Origin of the sequence: Ehrlichia japonica (genome assembly GCF_000632845.1) — a bacterium.
Taxonomy (GTDB): domain Bacteria; phylum Pseudomonadota; class Alphaproteobacteria; order Rickettsiales; family Anaplasmataceae; genus Ehrlichia; species Ehrlichia japonica.
Genome location: NZ_CP007474.1, coordinates 260429 through 283077, shown reverse-complemented (window position 1 = coordinate 283077; position 22649 = coordinate 260429). Strand labels below are relative to the sequence as shown.

18 protein-coding genes are annotated in these 22649 nt (G+C 30.1%); 9 read left to right on the top strand and 9 right to left on the bottom strand.

All coding sequences use genetic code 11. The annotated features are described in order from the left end of the window. Positions 1-11: 11 nt before the first annotated feature. The 4 genes from rpsR to EHF_RS01130 all read right to left on the bottom strand — a co-directional run bounded on the left by rpsR (position 12) and on the right by EHF_RS01130 (position 4042). On the bottom strand, positions 12-299 hold the full coding sequence (gene rpsR, locus EHF_RS01145) for a 30S ribosomal protein S18 (RefSeq protein WP_044194211.1): 288 nt from the start codon (positions 297-299) through the stop codon (positions 12-14). A 13-nt stretch (positions 300-312) separates the two neighbouring features. Beyond that, a complete protein-coding gene (gene rpsF / locus EHF_RS01140) occupies positions 313-642 on the bottom strand; it encodes a 30S ribosomal protein S6 (protein ID WP_044194208.1) in 330 nt (109 codons plus the stop codon). 137 nt (positions 643-779) lie between these two features. Next, complete coding sequence (locus tag EHF_RS01135) at positions 780-1388, bottom strand: CvpA family protein (protein WP_044194205.1); 609 nt, start codon at positions 1386-1388, stop codon at positions 780-782. Then, positions 1382-4042, bottom strand: coding sequence for a TRAP transporter permease (locus EHF_RS01130; protein ID WP_044195794.1), 2661 nt, complete (start codon positions 4040-4042; stop codon positions 1382-1384). Before EHF_RS01130 ends, EHF_RS01135 begins: the two co-directional genes overlap by 7 nt. A 468-nt stretch (positions 4043-4510) precedes the next feature. Between EHF_RS01130 and radA the strand changes: the two genes are divergently transcribed. The 5 genes from radA (at position 4511) to ligA (ending at position 9218) form a co-directional block, all read left to right on the top strand. Then, positions 4511-5863 carry a DNA repair protein RadA gene (radA, locus tag EHF_RS01125; RefSeq protein ID WP_044194203.1) on the top strand — a complete coding sequence of 451 codons (1353 nt, stop codon included), beginning with the start codon at positions 4511-4513 and terminating at the stop codon, positions 5861-5863. Continuing rightward, positions 5860-6357, top strand: coding sequence for a DsbE family thiol:disulfide interchange protein (locus EHF_RS01120; RefSeq protein ID WP_044194201.1), 498 nt, complete (start codon positions 5860-5862; stop codon positions 6355-6357). The genes radA and EHF_RS01120 overlap by 4 nt, the downstream gene beginning before the upstream one ends. A gap of 243 nt (positions 6358-6600) precedes the next feature. Next, the gene (locus EHF_RS01115; protein WP_044194197.1) at positions 6601-6822 is read left to right on the top strand and encodes a BolA/IbaG family iron-sulfur metabolism protein; all 222 of its coding nucleotides are present in this window, start codon (positions 6601-6603) and stop codon (positions 6820-6822) included. 6 nt (positions 6823-6828) lie between these two features. Next, positions 6829-7161, top strand: a complete 333-nt coding sequence (gene grxD / locus EHF_RS01110; RefSeq protein ID WP_044194195.1) for a Grx4 family monothiol glutaredoxin — start codon at positions 6829-6831, stop codon at positions 7159-7161. 26 nt (positions 7162-7187) lie between these two features. Then, entirely contained in the window at positions 7188-9218 is a 2031-nt protein-coding gene (gene ligA / locus EHF_RS01105; protein ID WP_044194192.1) for an NAD-dependent DNA ligase LigA, read from the top strand. Between the two features lie 546 nt (positions 9219-9764). Here ligA and EHF_RS01100 read toward each other — a convergent pair. The 3 genes from EHF_RS01100 to EHF_RS01090 all read right to left on the bottom strand — a co-directional run bounded on the left by EHF_RS01100 (position 9765) and on the right by EHF_RS01090 (position 13775). Further along, positions 9765-10928: a ribonuclease D gene (locus EHF_RS01100; protein ID WP_044194190.1), complete on the bottom strand. Its 1164-nt coding sequence runs from the start codon at positions 10926-10928 to the stop codon at positions 9765-9767. 244 nt (positions 10929-11172) lie between these two features. Beyond that, positions 11173-13314: a sensor histidine kinase NtrY-like gene (locus EHF_RS01095; protein ID WP_044194188.1), complete on the bottom strand. Its 2142-nt coding sequence runs from the start codon at positions 13312-13314 to the stop codon at positions 11173-11175. Between the two features lie 197 nt (positions 13315-13511). Continuing rightward, entirely contained in the window at positions 13512-13775 is a 264-nt protein-coding gene (locus EHF_RS01090; protein WP_044194186.1) for a cold-shock protein, read from the bottom strand. Between the two features lie 297 nt (positions 13776-14072). On the opposite strand from EHF_RS01090, the gene EHF_RS01085 reads away from it, so the two are divergent. The 3 genes from EHF_RS01085 to ccmA all read left to right on the top strand — a co-directional run bounded on the left by EHF_RS01085 (position 14073) and on the right by ccmA (position 16774). Next, entirely contained in the window at positions 14073-14888 is an 816-nt protein-coding gene (locus tag EHF_RS01085) for an SDR family oxidoreductase (RefSeq protein WP_044194185.1), read from the top strand. Positions 14889-15296: 408 nt separating this feature from the next. After that, the gene (gene dcd / locus EHF_RS01080; RefSeq protein ID WP_044195790.1) at positions 15297-15860 is read left to right on the top strand and encodes a dCTP deaminase; all 564 of its coding nucleotides are present in this window, start codon (positions 15297-15299) and stop codon (positions 15858-15860) included. Between the two features lie 260 nt (positions 15861-16120). After that, positions 16121-16774 (top strand): heme ABC exporter ATP-binding protein CcmA, encoded by a 654-nt coding sequence (gene ccmA, locus EHF_RS01075; protein ID WP_044194183.1) that lies wholly within the window; start codon positions 16121-16123, stop codon positions 16772-16774. A gap of 335 nt (positions 16775-17109) precedes the next feature. Here ccmA and EHF_RS01070 read toward each other — a convergent pair whose 3' ends face one another. Then, a complete protein-coding gene (locus EHF_RS01070) occupies positions 17110-18144 on the bottom strand; it encodes a COX15/CtaA family protein (protein ID WP_044194181.1) in 1035 nt (344 codons plus the stop codon). 314 nt (positions 18145-18458) lie between these two features. Between EHF_RS01070 and EHF_RS01065 the strand changes: the two genes are divergently transcribed. After that, positions 18459-19202 (top strand): DsbA family protein, encoded by a 744-nt coding sequence (locus EHF_RS01065; RefSeq protein WP_052349266.1) that lies wholly within the window; start codon positions 18459-18461, stop codon positions 19200-19202. A gap of 43 nt (positions 19203-19245) precedes the next feature. Here the strand turns inward: EHF_RS01065 and EHF_RS01060 are convergent, their stop codons facing one another. After that, positions 19246-22575 carry a hypothetical protein gene (locus EHF_RS01060; protein WP_044194179.1) on the bottom strand — a complete coding sequence of 1110 codons (3330 nt, stop codon included), beginning with the start codon at positions 22573-22575 and terminating at the stop codon, positions 19246-19248. Positions 22576-22649 lie beyond the last annotated feature (74 nt).

The window sequence follows — 22649 nt, the reverse complement described above, 5'->3', positions numbered from 1 at the left end:
ACAAATAAATATCAACAATAAGGCAATAAGGCTAAATAACGAGCTCTTTTCACAGCAGTAGATAATAATCTCTGCTTCCTAGAAGAAACAGAAGTAATCCTACTAGGTAATATACGCCCATACTCCGAGGTAAATTTAGATAACAGAGCTTTATTCTTATAATCTATATCTTCATTTGGACATTGTTCTAACGGACAAGCTTTAGACCTCTTAAAATACGGCCTTTTGAGATAAGCTAATGGAGAATAAGCAGTCGCTCCTGAATTATTAGAACTTGCTCTTTTATTTTTTTTAAACATAATAAATATCCAACTATACTTGACTTGCTTGTATCATCAAAGAATCACCTTTCGGTAACTTATCTTTCTTAAGGCACAGAAACCGTAAGATATCTTCATTCAATCTCACCTTACGCTTAAATTCATCCATGCTACTAGGAGTTGCTTTTATATATATCATGCAATAATGCCCTTTATTCATCTTATCTATGGTATAAGCAAAATCTAAAAGCCCCCAATATTCATACTTAAGAAGGTCAGCACCATTTTTTGTTAACAAGGACGATAACCCCTTAACCAAACCTTCTAACTCATACTGAGTTAAACCTTGCTGTGCTATAAAAGTAAACTCATATAAAGGCACATCTTCTCCTTAACAAAAACTAACTACGCCATTATATAAAATATTACACTATAATCAAGTTAATTATTTTTCTAATGAAATGTTTTTATCATTTGACATACACTAGATAATATACACTAGTTAACAATCTTAAATCTTTAAGTTTTAGCTTCCTCTCTACTCTTGGACTTTTTCTTTTTTAAGTTACTAGCAGTATATTTTTTTTCAAGAATATCCTGCACTGCAGATTCCACCTCTTGAATCTTGTCATGAGTAGATTCTGGCATTATTCCATCTACATAAGTATTAAAGAGATAAAATATATTGTAATAATATGAATTTACAAACCAATCAGGCAATACCTCTTTATCTTCTTTTGTTGTAGGCAATAACGCATAACAAGAGGTTTCTATAATGAAAAACAGAAAGTAAGCAAAAACTATCCCTCTCATAAATCCTATCAACAATCCACCAAATCTATCAATCACACTACACCTTGCTGAAGACAAAAGATTCATAATCCATCCATTAACAACAATCATAACAATAATGATCAAGATAAAAACAGTAATCGTAGATAAAACCTCCGATATAATCTCAGAAACAACATATTTACTATATAAGCTAGAAAAATAATCCCGATATCGCATAGTTAATAATATTGATACACAGATACCAAACAATCCAAATATTTCTTTAATGAATCCCCTAAAAAGGCCAATCATAACTGATAGTAATATAATCCCAATTACTGTTACATCTAACATAAACCTATTTCCCGCTTCACAAAATCACTCTCTCTAGTTTGTAAAAAGACTACTATAGCTAACAGAATCACAGCTATCAAATAAACATAAATAACATGATAATATTTCTTTGATGATAATGTCAATTCTACAATAGAATAACTATCATCCATGTCAGATGGTTCTATATAGCTCCAACTCGCTATATCTTTAATTTCTAGACGGCTATTAGATATGTTATCTATATCAACAGTAATACCAACCTTTTGACTCAAAAGATCAAGTAACGTACCTTGATATTCAAAATCTTGTATCTTATCCTTTAATGGAATAATTATTTCTTTGATTACTTGATCAGATTGATTCTTACTTTCTACAGTAAGCTTCACAGAACTATCTTTCAAAATTACCAATGTATCATTTAATTTAGAGAATGGCACAGGATCATAAGGAGATACAAATAATTTAGCAATATAATTAGGCATAATTAGTACTACACCTACCATTAAAAGCATAATAGATTCGTATAACTTACTCTTCCTAATAAAATATCCCTGCATTGCTGCAGAAACACTCAATATACCAACTAAAGAGACAAAAATTATAAAAACATTATCCCAGATATTTGTAATATCATATAAAATAAGTTCACTATTGTATATAAATAAAAAAGGAACAATCATAGTCCTTATATTATATAAGAAAGACTGTATTCCTGTTTTAAATGCATTACCTTTTGCAATAGCAGCTGCAGCATAAGAAGCTATCCCAACAGGAGGAGTTACATCTGCCATAATTCCAAAATAAAATACAAACAAATGAATAGCTATCTGAGGAACATACAAACCATTCTTATGTATAACAGAAGTTAAAATCGGAGCCATGAGTGTAGATACTATGATATAACACCCTGTTGCGGGCATACCCATCCCCAACACTATACATATTACTGCTGTAACTAATAATGAAAAAAACAAATTACCATGAGCTATAGAATCAAGCAACCCACTAATTGACAAACCAAACCCAGTCAATGATACTGCTCCTACTATTATTCCTGCTGCACCAGTTGCTACTGCAATAGCAATCATATTTTTAGAAGCCACAACCATAGCTTCATATACTTGCTTAACACCTCTACAAAATACAGAACACAAACTCAATATTTGTCTATCAAACAACGCATATATCACATCTTTAGTAAGCAACATAAAGATCAAAAATAAGTTTGTCCAAAAACAAGATAATGCAGAAGATAATTTCTCAACGATTAAACACCATACTAAAATAAAAATTGGAATAAAATAATGAATACCATATTTAAAAGTTTCTGATAGCTTTGGATACTTATCTTCCTCTTCAACACCTTCTACATTACTCTTACGTACGCCTTTAAATTGATAAAATAATATGCCAACATACACAGAAATTAAAATTAATGCTATGCAATATATACTTTTATCCAGGAATATAGCCTTAACACCAGGTATATAGAACCCATATATACTAACTCCCTCTATCAGAACATAGATGACACATGAAACAACAACCAAACAAGCAACAGATATAAGAAATCTTAAAAGACTTAAATAAACAGATCTCGCCTTAGTGAGATCAAGCACAGGACGCATATCTAATTTACATGCTTCTAGATGTACAATATAAAGTAAAGTGACATATACCATAATCGCAGGTACAAAAGCATACTTCACAATAGTAGCATAAGGAATAGACAAGAATTCAGACATTAAAAACGCTGCTGCACCCATTACTGGAGGCATAATTTGCCCATTAACACCAGCTGATACTTCTATAGCAGCTGCTTTTTCAGCACTAAGACCCATTTTTTTCATTAAAGGAATTGTGAAAGACCCTATAGTAATAGTATTAGCAACAGAAGAGCCAGACATCATGCCCATAAACCCGGAAGCAATAACTGCAGCCTTAGCTGGACCACCAACAAATCTACCAAGCAAAGCAAACGAAAGTTTAATAAAAAAATTTCCAGCTCCTGCTTTATCTAGAAAAGCACCAAACAAAACATACAAAAATACAAAGTTACACGATACAGCAAGTGCTATACCAAATACTCCTTCAGAAGATAACCACTCATGAGACGCTATAGCAGAAAAATTATGCCCTTTATGAGCAATAATATCTGGAGCATATCTCCCTAAATAAGCATACACTAAAAACATTAAAGCAATAATAGATATAGGAGCTCCAATAGCCCTCCTTGCCCCTTCCAGTAAGAAAAAAAGCCCAAAAAATGCTATGATTAAATCAACATCATTAGGCATCGCAATTCTGAAAAATAAATCTTCATAAAACACAACAATATACAATACCGATATGCACGACAATATTGAAGAAATCCAATCTAATGCTTTAAGATTTCGACTAAAATTCTTAGATATAGGTAAAAATAAAAATAACAATGAAAATGCAAATGCTAAATGAATAGCTCGAGACTTAATATCAGGAAGCATTGCCCATTCTAATCCATGATCAACTAACCAAAAAGGTAATGGAGATGCTATAAACAACTGAAAACAAGCCCATAAAAACGCTATAAAACTTACTGTATAACCAGTAATTCCACTACCTTCTTCAATTCTAGAGGAAGCTAACTCTCTATCTATTAAATCCTGTATATGCCCTGCTTCCTTTTTCATTATATTAATTAATCCCTTTTCCAACACTTCACCAGTTAATAACACTACATACTTTTTACGTCAATAAAATATGACCCCTAAATAATATCCGTACTTTCCTAAAACATACTTAAACATAAAACAATATATGGATATTTCAATTAACCTAAATAAAAAATATTGAATAACTATGTTCAATTTAACTTAAAATTCTTATTTATTCTGTATGTTGATACTTACTAATTTAAGTCTGTTAATTTAATGTACTATCAGGGACCGTATATAAAAATGTACTTTTATTAATATACAAATAAAAACCATTTTTAGATTCTGACATAACTAGATAATTTCCTTTATAATGAAATGCTTGTTTTTCCCGTACATCCTAACTAAAAACATAATTAATTATACAAAAAAACTTACAGTAGCAAATATACCTTTTATTTGTTAGAATCAACTTAAGAAATAGCACAACTTATAACTATAGATATGTCTACAAAAATCCTCTATGTCTGCCAAGTTTGTGGCAATCAAACACATAGGTGGGTTGGTAAATGTAATGCATGCGGTAGTTGGGATAGTATTATTGGTGAAACAGCTACAGAACATTTAATAAATACACAATATAATCCTGAAGTAAAGTTAAGTTCATTATCTGATAAAAATATTGTAACTCCATCACGCTTTATTACTAAAATAAATGAATTAGATAGAGTATTTGGAGGTGGAATAGTATTAGGAAGTAGCACCCTTATAGGAGGAGAACCTGGTGTAGGAAAATCAACACTTTTACTGCAATTAACAGCAATTTTAGATAAGTGTCTTCCCATATGTCTTTATGTCTCAGGTGAAGAATCTATAGATCAAATCAGAATCAGAGCAGACCGACTACAAATTAATCAATCTAATATTCAATTATTATCCACTTCATCATTATCAGATATTATCTCTTCTCTTAAAAAAAATAAAGATTTTAAGTGCGTTGTTATTGATTCAATACAAACTATATATGATAGTAGAATATCATCATCACCTGGAACAGTAGTACAAATACGGATGTGTACCCACGAGTTGATTACTTTTTCAAAACAACACAATATCATACTATTCATATTAGGACAAATAACAAAAGATGGGCAAATAGCTGGACCAAAAACTTTAGAGCATATGGTAGACACAGTATTATATTTTGAAGGAGAAAGTAATAGTCAATTACGCATTTTACGCACAGTAAAGAATAGATTCGGACCTACTAATGAAATAGGTGTATTTGAGATGTCTGATAAAGGACTAATACCTGTAAAAAATCCATCATCTCTCTTTCTAGCTAAATCACAAAATAATAATATAGTTGGTAGCGCAGTTTTTGCTGGTATTGAAGGATCAAGACCTATATTAATGGAAATACAATCATTAATTGCAAACACTCATATGGTTACTCCAAGAAGAGCAGTAGTTGGTTGGGATGTTAATAGGTTAGCAATGATCATCGCTGTACTAACTGCAAAATGTAATATATTTCTAGGAGACAAAGAAGTATATCTTAATATCGCTGGCGGACTAAAAATATGTGAACCAGCTGCAGATTTAGCTATTGCAGCATCTTTAATATCGAGCTTCATTAATATAGCTATACCATCTTCAACAATAATATTAGGAGAAATTGCTTTGTCAGGAGAAGTAAGAAACATATCAAATATTGATGCACGTTTAAAGGAAGCTTATAAACTAGGCTTTACAAAAGCTATCATTCCATTTAATAATAAGCATATCTTTTCTGAGATTAATATCGTAGAAATAGGTCATATAAATACACTAAAAAAATATCTTATTGAACTATGAGAATAATCGGCACAGCTTTACTAATATGTTTTCTAATCTTTGTTGTGATATTTACAAAAATTTTATTAAATCAAAATGTTACAACTGATGTCACAAACAGAATAGTACTACCTATACTTTTTACAGAAGACCAAGTATTTGATACAAATGATTTAATTGGGCACCCATATATACTCAATGTATTTGCCTCTTGGTGTACAACATGTCAAGAAGAACACAGTTTATGGGTAGAAATTGCTAAGAAAAACATAATAAAAATATACGGAATAGATTATCTCGATACAGAATATAAGGTACAAGAATGGCTTAAAAATCATGGAAATCCATACACTAAAATAGCAAAAGATTACTCTGGGAAAGTAGGTAATGTGTTAGGAGTAACTGGAGTCCCTGAAACTTTTGTACTTGACCAAAATGGTAAAATATTATTACACATACATGGCAGTATATCTAAAGATATATGGGAAGAGCAAATACTAAAACTTATACAGTAGAAATGCTAAGGTTAATATTTTGATAATACTATCCATGACAATCCTTTAACATTCAATCACCAGATACTTATAAATACATCCTCAAAAATTCATACAAAATACATTTAAAGATAGTAGAAATAATTTTCAACAACTCATGTCTTACAGATCTAACTATATACTTCAATATCTTTAACTATTTACCTGTATATTAAAATATGTTATAGTAGGATGGTTTTATATCAATTTATGATTTATTAAGTAATGGCTGTTACACAATCTCAGTTAGAACTTCTAATAAGGGATGCTTTTCCAGAAGCTGAAATAACCGTTACTAGTCTTGTAGATGATAATAACCACTATTCAGTTAAGGTAATCTCAAATCGGTTTCAAGGAAAATCAAAACTAGAACAGCATAGAATGATATATAAAATACTAGATGGATTAAATATACATGCAATACAAATACAAACGGGATGTAAATAATATACTATGACAAGTAATATAACAGACAAAATAAAACACGATATAGAAAATAATGATGTAGTCCTATACATGAAAGGCGATGCTGACTTCCCACAATGTGGATTCTCTAGTGTAGTAGTTAGCATCTTAAAAAAAATGAATGTTAAATTCAAGAGTATTAACGTATTAGAAGATTTAGAATTACGTGAAGCTATTAAAGAATTTACAAACTGGCCTACTATTCCACAATTATATATCAAGGGTGAGTTTATTGGTGGCTGTGATATAGTTAAGGAAATGTATCACAGTGGAGAACTCCAAGAATTGCTAAGCAAAAACAATTTAATTGTAGCTCAATAGTGCAAATATGTTTATTTTAGTTAATCATGGTCAAGCAAGAAGAAGCTAAGCTAGAGTTAGAGAAATTAAATAAACAAATACAGCGTCATGATATTCTTTATCATGTACAAGATAATCCAGAAATAAGTGATGCTGAGTATGATGAGTTATGTCGTAAAAGAAATCTAATCCTTAAAGCTTTTCCAAGACTTGTATCAAGTAACGGTTACCAAGATAATGTAGGTAGTTCTCCGGATATAAGGTTTGCCAAAGTTAAACATGAAGAGAAGATGCTCTCCTTAGATAATGCCTTTAATCAGCAAGATGTAGAGAAATTTATAACAAGAACTAAAAAGCTCTTAAATATGAATGATGATCAATCAATATCCATGTCTTGTGAATTAAAAATCGATGGACTATCATTCTCCGTTATATATAGAAAAGGAGAAATTTCTCAAGCATCTACGAGAGGCGATGGATATTTTGGCGAGAATATTACGAACAATGTTAAAATTATAAAAAATCTACCACACATTATTCACAACGCACCAGATCTCCTAGAAGTAAGAGGGGAAATATACATAAATCGCAGTGATTTTATACAACTTAATAATGATGGAAATAACTTTGCAAATCCACGTAATGCTGCAGCTGGGTCCGTAAGACAATTAGACTATAATATTACTGCTCAACGCAAATTAAAATATTTTATGTACACAATAGTCAACACTACATGTGTAACACAAGAAGAACTACTAGACCAATTAAAAACTTGGGGTTTTTGTGTAAATGAACATACTATTACTACAAGCAATATTGAAAAAGCTTTTAACTTTTACAATCAAGTTTATAACAATAGAAGCAACATCAATTATGATATTGATGGTATAATATACAAAATCAATGATATAAAATCACAACATATTCTCGGAAACACAAGTAAATCACCAAGATGGGCTATAGCTTATAAATTCCCTGCTGCAGAAGCAAAAACTCAACTAAAAAAAATTTCTATACAAATTGGGAGAACTGGTGTACTAACACCCATTGCAGAACTTTCTCCCATAAATATTGGTGGGGTTGTAGTTACAAGAGCAAGTTTACATAATAAAAATGAAATAGAGCGTAAAGATATACGTGAAGGTGACTACGTCATTGTCAAAAGAGCAGGAGATGTAATACCTCAAGTAGTTGATGTAGACAAAAACCTAAGAACTCAAGAATTAACAAAATTTGCTTTTCCAACAACATGTCCATCATGTGGTAGCAGTTTATACCAGGCAAAACAAGAAGCATCAATATATTGTACCGGAGAATTATTTTGTAAAGACCAAGTCTTAGAAAAAATAAAGCATTTTGTTTCAAAAGATGCTTTCAACATTATAGGATTTGGGAAAAAACAATTATTATTTTTTTATGAGCAAGGATTCATAACAAGCATTGTTGATATATTTAGATTAGAAGAAAAAATAAGTAATAGCGATTTTAAATTAGAGTCATTACATGGATGGGGTGAGAGATCCATAAGTAATTTATTCTCTGCAATAAACAACAGCAAAGTAATTAGTTTAGAAAACTTTATTTTCGCATTAGGAATCAGGTTTGTAGGAAAATATATAGCAAAAATACTCGCCAAATATTTCTCATCATATGAAAAATGGTATAATGAAATGCTTAAACTCGCGCAGGATGAAAATTATTTACTCAATATACAACAAATAGGATCCAAAACTATAAGTTCGCTAAAAATGTTTTTTACTGAACAACATAACTTAAATATGATTAATGATTTGGTAAAATACCTAACAATAACAGATACAAATTCTACTTCTTATTTATCACTTATCCATGGAAAAACCATAGTTTTTACTGGCGAACTATCAAGCATGTCAAGATCTGAAGCAAAAGTAAGGTCAGAAGCTGCAGGAGCAAAAGTGTCTTCATCATTATCAAAAAATACAGATTTCTTGATTATAGGTAACAACCCAGGGTCAAAATATAAAAAAGCACAATCCCTCAATATACAGATCTTAACTGAAGATTTATGGCTACAATACACTGAACAGAATGAGAGTTAAACTTTCATATCAAAAACAATTTTCAGTTATAAGTAATCTTGAAAGCTCTCATCTTAACAAATACCACTTTTATATTCAACGCTACTATATGACATCTGTTAGTATTATAATATATAATTGTCCTTTTTGTCATTATGTTAAACTTTATATCATAATACTACAGCCTTTTATAAATTACGACACAACAACTTTAAAATCATTTTGTAAATGGAGAATACATATTCAAATTTTTTCTATCCAACACACATTTTGTAATCAACTACACTAACCTACACTTTCATGAAAGTACATCATAATACCTGTATGGCGATTACCAAACACTTGATATAAAATCTACTTTAAAATTAATAAGACTAACCTACACTTCTATCAAAATCCTTATATATCTATTAGCTATTATTCAATATTTAATACAGAAAATTCTTTCTGCAATCAAAAGCATTAAATTAAAACCCTTATTTTTAATAAGATAACTACAAGATTCACATAGTTATTATTCAATACTTGACAGAATAACTTCTATACCATTACTTAATAATGCTAAGTCTACATTTCTGTCAAAGTAGTCACAATGTCCATATAATTATTATCTAACACTTGCGCTGAAACTATAATTTTAGATTTACCTTGCATAAATTTTTCAACTTCGCATCCAAAAAATTCATACCTCCAACCTTTCATGATATGACTAAATTTACCATTAAGAAATCTAACTAGACTGCCTTTAGAAGCAACCAACTTTTGTGAGATATTGCTTTTATAGCATATATTATACAATAATATGAGCAGTATATTTAAAACAGATTGATTATAATTATTAACATTTACACCACATAAACTATTAACATCAACAGAATGATTACTATCAATAACTTTAAAAAGATCAGATACTGTATCATATGATAAATATTCCTTCTTTATGTATTTACTTAAAGTGGTAATATCACTTTTTTTTATAAAATCTCTAACTAAATACAGCACCATTTTGTTCTTTAATATAAATTCACGGTTTAAATTAAAAAACTGAGCTAATTTTTCTCGCCATTCAATAACAGATTTAACAACAATAACTTCCTCTTTTGTAATATCAGAAGTAAAATCCGGAATATCACAAATATTACTATAATTAGCCTCCTGCGACACTATATTATCCATTTCTTCCAAAAACCACAATAGCCTCCCAGCATCTACTAAATTGTTATACAACATTTTATAAAGTTCATATAAATATATAACATCGTTCAGTGCATATTGAATTTTATCAGCAGATAGTGGACGAAGCTCCCAGTTAGATCTTTTAAAACTCAGTTTATCTAATGAAATACCTAAAAATTGCTCTACCAACTTAGAATATCCAACTGAATTATCATAACAATAACAAAACATAGCAGCAATTTGAGTATCAAATATAGGGCTAGGAATTTTTGGAAATTTTGTTAACAATGCATCCACATCTTGTCTACAATCATGAAAAACTTTTATTATATTTTTATTATAAAAAATATCTCCTAAAGCCGATAAATCCATGCCATTTGCTAAAACATCAATAACAAAATGTTCTTTAGCATATGCAATTTGTACTGAACACAATCTAGGATAATATTCACTACTACTTCTTATAAATTCAGTATCAACTGCAATAAATTCAGGCTGTAACACAAGTAACCGATTACATATACGTTCTAATTCTTTAACATCATCAATTAACATATACTTTCATTTTTCTCCACAATCTAAAAAACTCCAATATAGGAATACCTCATATCAAGTCATCACACAGGATGAATCTGCTTTAATATCTATTAAAATTACCAATAGCATATCAACATTTCACATATATTATCAATTTATATTAGATTATTATTTATCCTGAAAACCATCTAAAACCGAAATAGCAGATTAATATTAATTTTATTATTAACAATAAACAAAATTGTCAAAACTTATATAACTTTTAATTATCTTGATAATCTTGACATTTCATAAATGTCAACTTAACCATACCACCATCTTTTATATTATAAAAACCTATTGTTGCATTATGCTCATCTAGTATTTTTTTCACTATGGACAAACCCAGTCCTGTGCCTTGAACACGAGTTGTAACATAAGGTTCTGTAAGTTTCTCTATAAGTTCCTCTGGAAATCCTATTCCATTATCTTGAATTTGCACACTAACATGATCTTTATTATCAACTACACTAATTGTTATTAGACCTTGCATATTAGATTTCATGTCAATTGATTCACATGCATTTTTGAATAAATTAATAAAAACATGATTAATCTGACTTTTATCTAATACAACAAAAATTGGCTGACTTGGTATGTTCAACTCATAATGCACAACACCACGACTAAACTGTCCAGAAAACGCCAACTCTTTTATTACGCTACAAATGTCATGTCTGACTAACACAGGATCTGACATTTTTGCAAATTTAGCAAACTCATCAACAATACATCTAATACTTGTAACATGGCGAATTATTGTATCAATATATCTTCCAAAACTCTCCTTATCAGAAACAATTTCATGTTGATACTTACTACTTAACCTTTCAGCAGCAAGATATATTGGAGTAATAGGATTCTTTATTTCATGAGCTATTCTTCTTGCAACATCAGACCATGCAGCTGACCTCTGCGCATCAACTAAACTTGAAATATCATCAAATGTAATAATATATCCTTTATTAATACTACCAAGTACTTTTATTCTCACAGATAAAGTAAAAGACTTCCTATTCCTTAAAACAGTAATCTCATCTTGCATTTTCGCACTTTTAATCAACTCAGACATTTCAGGAAACACATCACTAAGCTCTGCATGAAGAATATCATTAGGAGCTGATAACTCCTTTGCTTTATCATTCATCAAAGTAATCATACCCCCACAATTAACCGCTATTATTCCAGAAGAAACACCTGATAAAACAGCTTCTATAAATTCCCTTCTCTCATTCATATCCTGATAAAGCTTTATTAACTGTGAACGCTGACTATTAAGCTGTGAGGTCATTTGATTGAATGCACGCGCAATTGTAGACATTTCTTCTCCAATTCGCCCTTCCTCTATTCTGAAAGATAGATCACCTTTTTGAATCTTACGTGTAGCATAGAATAAATCTAATAATGGACGAACTATATCACCAGAAAAATTAATTCCATACCAAATAGCAGTAAATAACAGTAATAACGATATTAAAATAAATATCATAGAAAACTGTATTTGTAACGATGATATTTGTGATTGTAGATTCCTATAAGATTTAACTGCCCCCTTTGTTGCTAACAAATGGGAAGTGACTTTTCTATCTATAAAACGACCTACCATAATATAAGTAGATGAGAATCTATCAAGCAAAAGGAAAGCACGGATCATATCTTCTTTTATAACAATAACAATCCTATCATTATCTGTGCCATTTAAACCATACCATTCAATCATATCAAAACCTAGCACAGAACTAAACCTACTATTTGCCAATATTCTACCTGGTTCAAAAATCAACACCTCAGCTAACCCCAGTAAATCCGCTTTAGATCTTATAATATTTTTTAATGCTACTTTATCATAATTTAATATTATCTTATGATCAGATATATAATCTGAAATAGCTAAAATATCAGAACGAATATTTCTTTTATGTTCTCTTAAATAAGCTTCTGCTACTTGTATAGACTCATGCATCACAGCTTCAACTCTTTTATCAAACCAAGCTTGAATGCTATAATTAAAAAATAAAGTAGAAAAACCTGAAATCACAATTGTTGGGATAACAGCCACTACAGAAAACATTAGAACAATCTTTGTTTGTAAATGAAACCCTAAACGTCCCCTTTTTTTTTGTATCCACATATTGATTAATTTATGAGATACACTAGTAATCAATAGCAAAAATAATATCAGATCAAAAAATACCAACTTAACAGCCTTGCTGTGATCAGGCCCAAGTGGATCATCGTGATGAAAAACAACACAATAGGTTATAATTGAAAATAAAAAAATAGATATTGCTAAAAATGAAGCAATAATTTTAAAGAATTTAAACCTACTTATATTGTTGTATACCTTTATAAACCAGTTTTTCATTAGGATATTACATGCGGAAGAAACTACTTATAACAAATGTAAACAAATCGGCTTCTTAGGTTGACATAGCAGACAATAATAACTTAAAGAAACTTAACACTTAGAATATCAAAAAAAAAAAAAAAAAAAAAAGAACGCTATAAATTCCCAATATATAAAAACATTAAAATATTTATAGCGTATTATATTATATGATCTTAGCCTTCTAACACCTCAAGGTTAACTGCTGAAAACTTTCCATTATTTTTATCAAGCTGATACTTAACTTTTTGGCCTTCTCTTAAACCATCAATTTTACTTCTTTGCAGTGCAGTAATATGGACAAAAATATCCTTAATATCTTGACCAATATTCCTTACTTTATTACCCTGATCCTTACAAATAAAACCATAACCCTTTTCTGAACTAAACCACTTCACATATCCAGTGTAAGTTGAATCATCCACTAACCGTTGAGACATTAAAAATCCTTAAAAATTAAAATAAACGCATAGACTATACTGCTAAGAACATACTAATTAATAATAACATGTACTAAAACATACAATACCATGTTAGTTCAAGGGTAAAGGTTAATATAATTTTTTGCAAGAAAAATATTAATTTTTACACTAGATCAGAAACACACTATACAGCTTTTATCATTAGCTACATTAAATTACACACTAATATTATTTAATATTAGATTATATTAATAATTCATTGATTTCAATCAAAATTAAGTATATACAGGTATATATTTATACTTACTTCAGACTATGCATCTATTTTGTTTTGGGTATGGATATACAGCTAGGTTCCTTACACAAAAACTCCTACCTTTGAAATGGAAAATCAGTGGAACATCATTCCATAAAGTAACACATACACATAACAAGAATGTGCATTTATTAGATTATAATTTTCCATTGCCAGAATATATTTTCTCTGATGTAACACATGTACTAATATCAATTCCACCAGAGGGAGATGACGTTTTGCAAAAATACTACAATTCTTTAAAAAAAATTAAATGGCTAGGATATTTATCAGCAACAAATGTATATGGTGACCACAACGGAGATTGGATTGATGAAACATCTTCAACAAATCCCTCAACTCCTAGCGGTATTAGAAGGTTAAAGCAAGAAAAAATATGGTATAACTCTAATCTCCCTATACACATCTTTAGACTTGCAGGTATATATGGACCAACTCGCAATGTACTACGTAGTTTAATACAAGGTAATGTTAAATACGTTATTAGTAACACTATATTCTCTCGCATACATGTAGACGATATAGCAAATATTTTATTCACATCAATACACAATCCTAACCCTGGTAGTGTATATAACTGTTCAGATGATTTCCCATCATCCTATTCAAACGTAGTTAAATATGGAGCTCAATTATTAAACACTACAATACCGAAACCAATGCACTTTGAAGATTTATCAGATAATATGAAACAATTTTATTCTGAAAGGAAATTGGTAAGCAATTTGAAGATAAAAAACGAATTAAATATATCATTACAATACCCTAGTTATAGACAAGGATTACAAAACCTTATCAAAATCGAACTACCCTAATTAACAGCAATATCTTCAAATACTTAGTAACCGACACAAAGGTTATTAAAAATCAAATAACCATGTTCATAAAAATTACACAAATAACTTATAGATCTTGATATCATAATTCTCATAAAGCATTACAATTAATATACACATTTGATCATCAAACTAATAATAACCAAAAGTAAATACATGTGAATGCTTATCTTGTGATAATTTTACAACATTAAAACTTAATGAATTATGACCTTATAGTCATTGACTAATATGGATTATCATATAATATTCAATAATCATGATTAAACTTTACTTGTTGAATATTACATAAACTATAACTACAGATAATTTTAAACTTGCATTAACCAGTGATTAATTGTAAATGTCTTTTCACTATCTAACAAGATGTTATGCGAGGAACTAAATATGCCAGTTATGCCAGATCATTGGATAAAAGATAAGGCTATAAAAGAGAAAATGATTGACCCATTTATCGATTATAAGGAGAGTCACGGAATCTTATCATATGGGTTATCATCATACGGATACGATGCAAGAATAGATAATAAGTTTAAGATATTTACAAATGTTCATTCAGTAACAGTCGACCCTAAGAATTTTCCTTTAGGAAGCTTCATAGACAAAGAAGAAGACGTATGTATTATTCCACCAAACAGCTTTGTGCTAGCAAAAACTGTTGAATATTTCAAAATACCAAAGGATATACTTGTAATGTGCGTTGGTAAATCAACTTACGCAAGGTGTGGGATCATTGTAAATGTAACACCTCTGGAACCTGGATGGGAAGGATATGTAACCTTAGAGTTCTCAAACACTACACCTCTTCCAGCAAAGATCTACGCTTTTGAAGGTGCATGCCAATTTATCTTCTTAAAAGGAGATAGCAAATGCAATCTATCTTATAATGAAATGCAGGGAAAATACATGAATCAATTAGATGTTACTCTACCAATAGTAAATAATAGATAAGAATTATGTTCAACAGAAAAGCTACACTAACACATTAATAGTAATCTATATTTTTTGCAGATGTTCTAATTTTGATTATTATATCTAGCATCTTATCATGAGTGATAACAGCACCTTTAAGATGATAGTCTAATTAAATTAATAGCACTTACATAAATAACTATATGTATACTAATGTCACTTGTATAATTAATCTACTTGCAAAAATCTACTATTGGAAGTATAAGTGTAACCTTTAAGTTACATTTACGTAAAAAAATATGCTAGAATGTACTGATCTTGCCTGTATTAGGAACAACAGATGTTTATTTTCTCAGCTAAATTTCAGTACACAACAAAACTTACTAACATTAGTTATAGGAAATAACGGCAGCGGCAAAACAAGTTTACTGAGATTATTTGCAGGACTAATTCCTATAACGCATGGAAGTGTAAAATACGATGGAGAAAATATCCACGACTCCAACACATATTTTACATCTCTCACTTACATAGGACACAAAAATTTTTGTAGTGAAAATCTTACTGTACTAGAAAATATACAACTATGGGCCAATTTAAAAAATAATCATGAGTTAATAGCAGCTACAATATGTTTCTTTAAATTACAATTAGTATTAGATATAAAATATAAGGACTTATCATCTGGTTGGAAAAGGAGAGTTGCATTATCAAGGTTATTAATATACAACACCAACATATGGGTTATAGATGAGCCTTTTGTTCATCTTGATATCCATACAAAAGAATTAGTACTAGAGCTAATTTCCACAAGATTAAAACAAAAAAATAGTATTGTAATTATATCTGACCATAGTAAAGCAGAAATGTATGGAGAATGCCAAGTTATCAATCTTGAAATTTTTAAAAATCAGCACCCCAATTGCTTGCAATATGATACCTATCTATACTAATTTATCTCAAAACATTAATTAACAAACCGTTTATAGCATTATGCCATATCCTAAATACATAATCACCACTTGATTATATGTCTATAACTCTCAATAAACATTTAGACATATCTAAATGGAATGCATATTCATATATCTTATGCTGACTTTTTCAATACAAAGAACCCTAACATTATTCATTCCAAAAATCCTAAATTTATTATAGTATAATAAATTGAAGAAGTATAAATAACATTCACACTGTACATACAACAGCTTGCCTACATACATGAGATATACACATACCAAAAACTACAAAATATCCCCATACATCATTTATTAAGATAATAAACCCTTTATCGAATACATTGTAACTTGGACAATTTCATACAATGCAATAAGTAAGTATTAATAGCAAATAAAATGAAAGCTGTAACTTGATGTAAAGAAGCAATAACTATAGGAACATTATATATAAATGTTAGTATTCCCAATGTTAACTGAATAAACAAACATATCAGCAATAAATATGCTGATACAAAATTCAATTTCAATTTTAACAAAGTTGTAACAATAATAACTAAAATAAGGGTTGCCATGACTTCATGCATAAATTGTACTGTAACAGGATTATCAATTATATTATACCATAGTGGCTTCATTAGTAATAAATCGTCTAACATTAACTTTCCTCCCAAAAAAGGAATAGTTTTATACAATAATCCAGCATTTAATCCAGCAACTAATGATCCAAATGTTATTTGAATCACAATCAACATACTAATCACAGAAAAAATTAATGTCCCATCGGCTTTAATCCTGCAAGTTACTTTAGAAGTAACAGACAATAAAAATTGTCGCCATAGAAGGTAGAAAATCAATAATGCTAATAATAAATGCATTGTTAATTTATAATGACTTACATGAGGACGATCAATCAATCCACTCTTTACCATAAGCCATCCCATAACTCCTTGAAACAGTATTAACAAACAAATAATTATAAAATTTATTATCAGATTTTTGTTAAGTTTTTTCTTATATGTAAAATATAAAAACGGGATTAAAAATATTAATCCAACAATCCTTCCAAGTAATCGATGAAAGTATTCTATTAAATATAATTTTTTAAATTCTTGAAGTGTAATATTAGAATTAAGATATTCAAATTCTGGAGTAGCCATATATTTCATTTTCTCTCTGATCCATGCTTTTTCGCTACCTGGTGGAAATATTCCAATAATAGGATTCCATTCGGTAATCGATAGACCAGAATGAGTAAGACGTGTTACCCCTCCAACTAATACCATCAGCAATATGCCTATACAACATACACATAACCAAATTTTTACACTAATACATACTTGTTTAGTATCATTAGTAACTTTCATTATAAACCTATGAATATATTTTCAACATTATAAACAACAATCAGGATTTCTCCTTACAGAGTTATATAAATCTATATAAAAATTACATATATTCATTATGTAATTTTAGTATAAGACTGACATTATAAGTCACTTTAATACATACACTTCCAGTTTCATATATGCAGTTTTTCACATTACAATTTACACGTATAACCACTAAAAACACAAACATTAAAATATATCATATACTTAGGATATATTATCAGTTATTTCTCTTATTGACTTCACTAGAAACTTATAGTAGATTTAACATTCTATATTTTTTAGGATTAATGATGCTAAGGATTGTATTTTTATTAAGTTTAGTAGTGCTAGTAGCAAGCTTTCCATTAATAAACAATTGGTTGTCTAGTAAACCTGGCAAAGTTAATCTAGAAAAAGATACAATTGTCTCAATCATTGAAGAATACATCACCAATTATCCTCAAAAAGTGATTGATCTACTTACTAGAGGACAAGCACGAATAGAAAATGAAGAAATGAGTGAAAATATAAAAAAATACAAATCTGAACTTGAGGATGCTTCATATCCTTCGGCTGGAAATAAAGACAGTAACGTTGTATTTATAGAATTCTTTGACTATTCTTGTGGCTATTGTAAGATGATGTCTGAAGATATGAAACAAATAGTACAGGATGGTAAAGTACGTGTGATATTTAGGGATTTCCCTATACTCGGTGAGGCATCGTTAAAAGCTGTCCAGGCAGCATTAGCTATACATTTGATAGATCCAAGTAAGTATCTAGAGTTCTATTATGCAGCGTTGAGCCATAAGCAACAATTTAGTGATGAATCTATACTAAATATAGTTAAATCAATAGGCATTGCTGAAGAAGATTTCAAAATTTCACTAGCTAAGAATTCTAATACTATAGAAAAAATGATACAATCCACCAGGAAGTTAGCTGAGAATATGAACATAAGAGGCACTCCTGCCATTATAATAGGAGATACATTTATCGGTGGAGCAGCTGATATATCTACTTTAAGAAGTAAGATAGACGAGCAAAGGTAAAATTAGAGAGGAAAAAGTGGAATAGATTTGTGAGGAGGATTTCTTATTTGGATACTGCTTCTCTTCTATGCTCTGTAGTTTTACATGAGTCTACTATAGAATCTAGTTCCTGTATTTCAGTTATACTGTTGTTTAATACAGGTTGTATATTGGTCTCCTCATGATTTCTTTCTGCTAACTCATGAGTATCTATGGCTGCAGTCAAACAAAACATTATTGATAAACTTAAACAAATCATAGCTAAAGCTATACATCCTATAAGTAACTTCCCACTCATTTGACATGTAAAAGCTACGCATATTAATACAGTAAAAGTAGATGCCATAATTGTTACCGCCGCATTTATACAATGCCTTCTTTTTTTGTGCAATTGCAATGTAGAGAGTTGTCTAGCCTGACTTTTTTTCTCCTTATCTAAAGTTTGATCACAAAATTCAGAATCAAACTGTGATTTTCTATCATGCACTTTAGACTCTTCAACTTCATTAATATTTGACTGTAACCTAGTATGTGGTAAACCAATGTTTTCGGATTTCTGACCAACACCTGCTTCACTGTCTATAATTAAATTTTCCGCTCCTACCTCAATATCATCATCTTCTGTAGGGCAATCACGTTCTGCTTCATCACACATATTATTATTACCATCATGCTTCATATCTAGATCAGTCTGAACAAGCAGAGACTGAGAACATGAACTATCCTCAGAAGTATTTGTTAATTCAGTATTATCTTCTGAAAGCAAGACTTTAGATAACAATTCATAATCTATACTATATTGACCTGGATCCGCAGAAAAACGTCTGGCTAATTTAAGATATAGGTCTACATTATTCTGTCCTAACCCTCTTAATTTTATGATCCTCAAACATGCATTTTTAAAAAGTCCTTCATCAAGATTACTATTACCATTTTCTGTAATTAATGCCATAATAATCTGTTCTGTAACATAACTACTCTCTTCAGCACCCATATTACTTACAGCTTCACAACTAGCTGGCTTACACAATTCTTCTTTACTGCAAAGCAACTTAAGAATTTCAGAAACTTTTTCTTCTACTGGATAGTTTTTTATTGATGTATACTCACGACATAAACTAACAAAATAACTCACTAATGGAGGATAGGTAAGAATGCTACCCAACAAGAAACTTGGTAAATGTACGTTCCCAGATAATAAATCACTTGCAACCCTATCTGGATTATATAAACAAACATAAGATGATAATAACTGCATTGATAACAAGCATTGTGTTCGATCGAAACTACTACAAGGATTAACTTGTCTGTCTGGACTAGATTGTCCTTCTGATAATATTGGAATGCCACACAACATTTCAGACAAACTTAAATCATATGGGATATTACGTGCCTGTTCAAGATCACTTGAAGATATGCCTAATTCATCTGCACAACAGTCAACCATATGCAGCAGTTGATAATATACTGCAGAATCACTAGAGTCTAAATTCCACACCTCTTCCATAGAAAAAGAAAAAGGTAGCCTATTCTCTAGATTTTTCAACAAATTTAAGACAACACCACAATAATTTATAAAATCTTCTACAAGCTGCTTCTTTTGATGGATACCACATTCTTTAGATTTTCTACAAGCTATATGAAAAACATCCAACAATCTTAATACGATGTTTCTTTCCAAAAAATTACCAAAAAGCACTATCATTAACAGTCCAGCTACACCTCTCACCGAACAATCATCTATAACACCTTTAGATTTTTTGAATGCCTGACATAGCATCATTGCTGCCTGTTGAGCTTTTACTTCATCCACCGGCTTGCATTCAATAAAGACACTATATGTTAAATTTGATTTTTCAACCTGTTCTCCATTAACTTTATCTAACAATAAATGTTGGACTAATGTAAACAATTGCCTTTTATTATACTTAATATCTGAGAAATTACCCTGCTTATACCCATATAAGCTACCCAGCTCTTGCTTACATGCTTCATATGAGGAAAATGCCTCGATGTACTTACACCTAGAAGATTGTGACACAGAAGCACCAATTGTACATAATTTATCATAACATTTATCAAAAAATATCTTAACATTATCAATGAAATCTCCTTTTATAAAAGCAGCATGGTAACACGTAAATAATAACTCAAGTACAAGTTCAACCCCAACCTTAGTTTTACCTTCTTCATCATCATAGCAAAACCTGAAAATACCTAAGGGCGTCAAAAATAAATGGAATAGGACATCTTCTGATTTCTCTGCTAGCAATGTCTTATACATCAGCATCACATGTTCAAACAGTACTGTTGACTCCAGATTACTATCTTTTAATACTTCACTAACTGCTAACATAGTGTCATAAAAAACAAAATTAGTCATATAACTATAGTACGGGTTATATCCCTCACCAGGATTAACAACAACAGTTAATGACCTTCCTACTGCTGTACATATATCATTGACAGTAGCTGCAATTAGATAATTTTCAGATTCATAATAGTCATATACGTCACCATAATGTAATACAGAAAATAAATCTCTATAAAAAATAAGAAGTACTGAATCCTCATCTATACCAAGATGATTTCTGCAAGATATAGGCAATTTATTTGTATCATCACACATAAACTTAGTGAGCATAGGAAAAATCTGAACTTTACATTTATCACTTAATACTCCAGAATTAATGGATACAAACTGATTAATAGCAGCTTTATATATAACAAGAACAACTACCCTAATAAGTACATGTTGGCTGCATGTTTCTTCTAGATCTTGTATAGTTAGTGAATATTGACTTCTAACATACCTTACAAGACTAGCTAGCATATCAGGTAATGTTAGATGATCTTCTCCTAGAACTACATAACTAAATCTCCGAAAATCTTCTAATGATTTATTTTCTAATAATTCATTACTGTCCTGACATTCCGCGTCGTGACCCATAACACAATCAGAAACTTGCCTAACATTATCTAGCAATTTTTCTACTATTTCTTCATCAGTACAAGATTTTCCAGAAAGTATATATTGGGCAGCACAAGCACAAACACGAAGTAGTGCATACATCTGAGTAGTCCATAGCTGCCCTTCACTTGCTAAGTTAAGTATATCACCCCTACCCAATTTCTCTGATATACCTAAGTAAGGTAGATAATTCCGACGATCAATAGCATTAAGATTAAATTCTATATGCTTATTACTATAAACTTTACAGTCTTTCCCTTTAGAAAATATAAGATGAGAAGCAGCATTTTGATGGAAAGATTTTTGAACACATAGAAATACTAATACCTCTACATCACTGAACCCCAGATTTTTTAAAAAAGATGCTATGTGACTTTTTTCATAATTAATAAAAGCATCCCATTTAAATTTACCAGTTAACATGACCTATCTACCCTTCTAAATGCAACAAATATTCTATCTTAAAAATATAAAAATGATCTCCTGTTTCTAATCTT

Bases quoted from the DNA above. Each gene is read 5' to 3' on its own strand.
- dcd (WP_044195790.1), top strand. From the start codon at position 15,297: ATGCCAGTTATGCCAGATCATTGGATAAAAGATAAGGCTATAAAAGAG.
- EHF_RS01100 (WP_044194190.1), bottom strand. From the start codon at position 10,928: ATGTTAATTGATGATGTTAAAGAATTAGAACGTATATGTAATCGGTTA.
- radA (WP_044194203.1), top strand. From the start codon at position 4,511: ATGTCTACAAAAATCCTCTATGTCTGCCAAGTTTGTGGCAATCAAACA.
- EHF_RS01120 (WP_044194201.1), top strand. From the start codon at position 5,860: ATGAGAATAATCGGCACAGCTTTACTAATATGTTTTCTAATCTTTGTT.
- EHF_RS01060 (WP_044194179.1), bottom strand. From the start codon at position 22,575: ATGTTAACTGGTAAATTTAAATGGGATGCTTTTATTAATTATGAAAAA.
- EHF_RS01070 (WP_044194181.1), bottom strand. From the start codon at position 18,144: ATGAAAGTTACTAATGATACTAAACAAGTATGTATTAGTGTAAAAATT.
- rpsR (WP_044194211.1), bottom strand. From the start codon at position 299: ATGTTTAAAAAAAATAAAAGAGCAAGTTCTAATAATTCAGGAGCGACT.
- EHF_RS01065 (WP_052349266.1), top strand. From the start codon at position 18,459: ATGATGCTAAGGATTGTATTTTTATTAAGTTTAGTAGTGCTAGTAGCA.
- EHF_RS01115 (WP_044194197.1), top strand. From the start codon at position 6,601: ATGGCTGTTACACAATCTCAGTTAGAACTTCTAATAAGGGATGCTTTT.
- EHF_RS01090 (WP_044194186.1), bottom strand. From the start codon at position 13,775: ATGTCTCAACGGTTAGTGGATGATTCAACTTACACTGGATATGTGAAG.
- grxD (WP_044194195.1), top strand. From the start codon at position 6,829: ATGACAAGTAATATAACAGACAAAATAAAACACGATATAGAAAATAAT.
- EHF_RS01135 (WP_044194205.1), bottom strand. From the start codon at position 1,388: ATGTTAGATGTAACAGTAATTGGGATTATATTACTATCAGTTATGATT.
- ccmA (WP_044194183.1), top strand. From the start codon at position 16,121: ATGCTAGAATGTACTGATCTTGCCTGTATTAGGAACAACAGATGTTTA.
- ligA (WP_044194192.1), top strand. From the start codon at position 7,188: ATGGTCAAGCAAGAAGAAGCTAAGCTAGAGTTAGAGAAATTAAATAAA.
- EHF_RS01085 (WP_044194185.1), top strand. From the start codon at position 14,073: ATGCATCTATTTTGTTTTGGGTATGGATATACAGCTAGGTTCCTTACA.
- EHF_RS01130 (WP_044195794.1), bottom strand. From the start codon at position 4,042: ATGAAAAAGGAAGCAGGGCATATACAGGATTTAATAGATAGAGAGTTA.
- EHF_RS01095 (WP_044194188.1), bottom strand. From the start codon at position 13,314: ATGAAAAACTGGTTTATAAAGGTATACAACAATATAAGTAGGTTTAAA.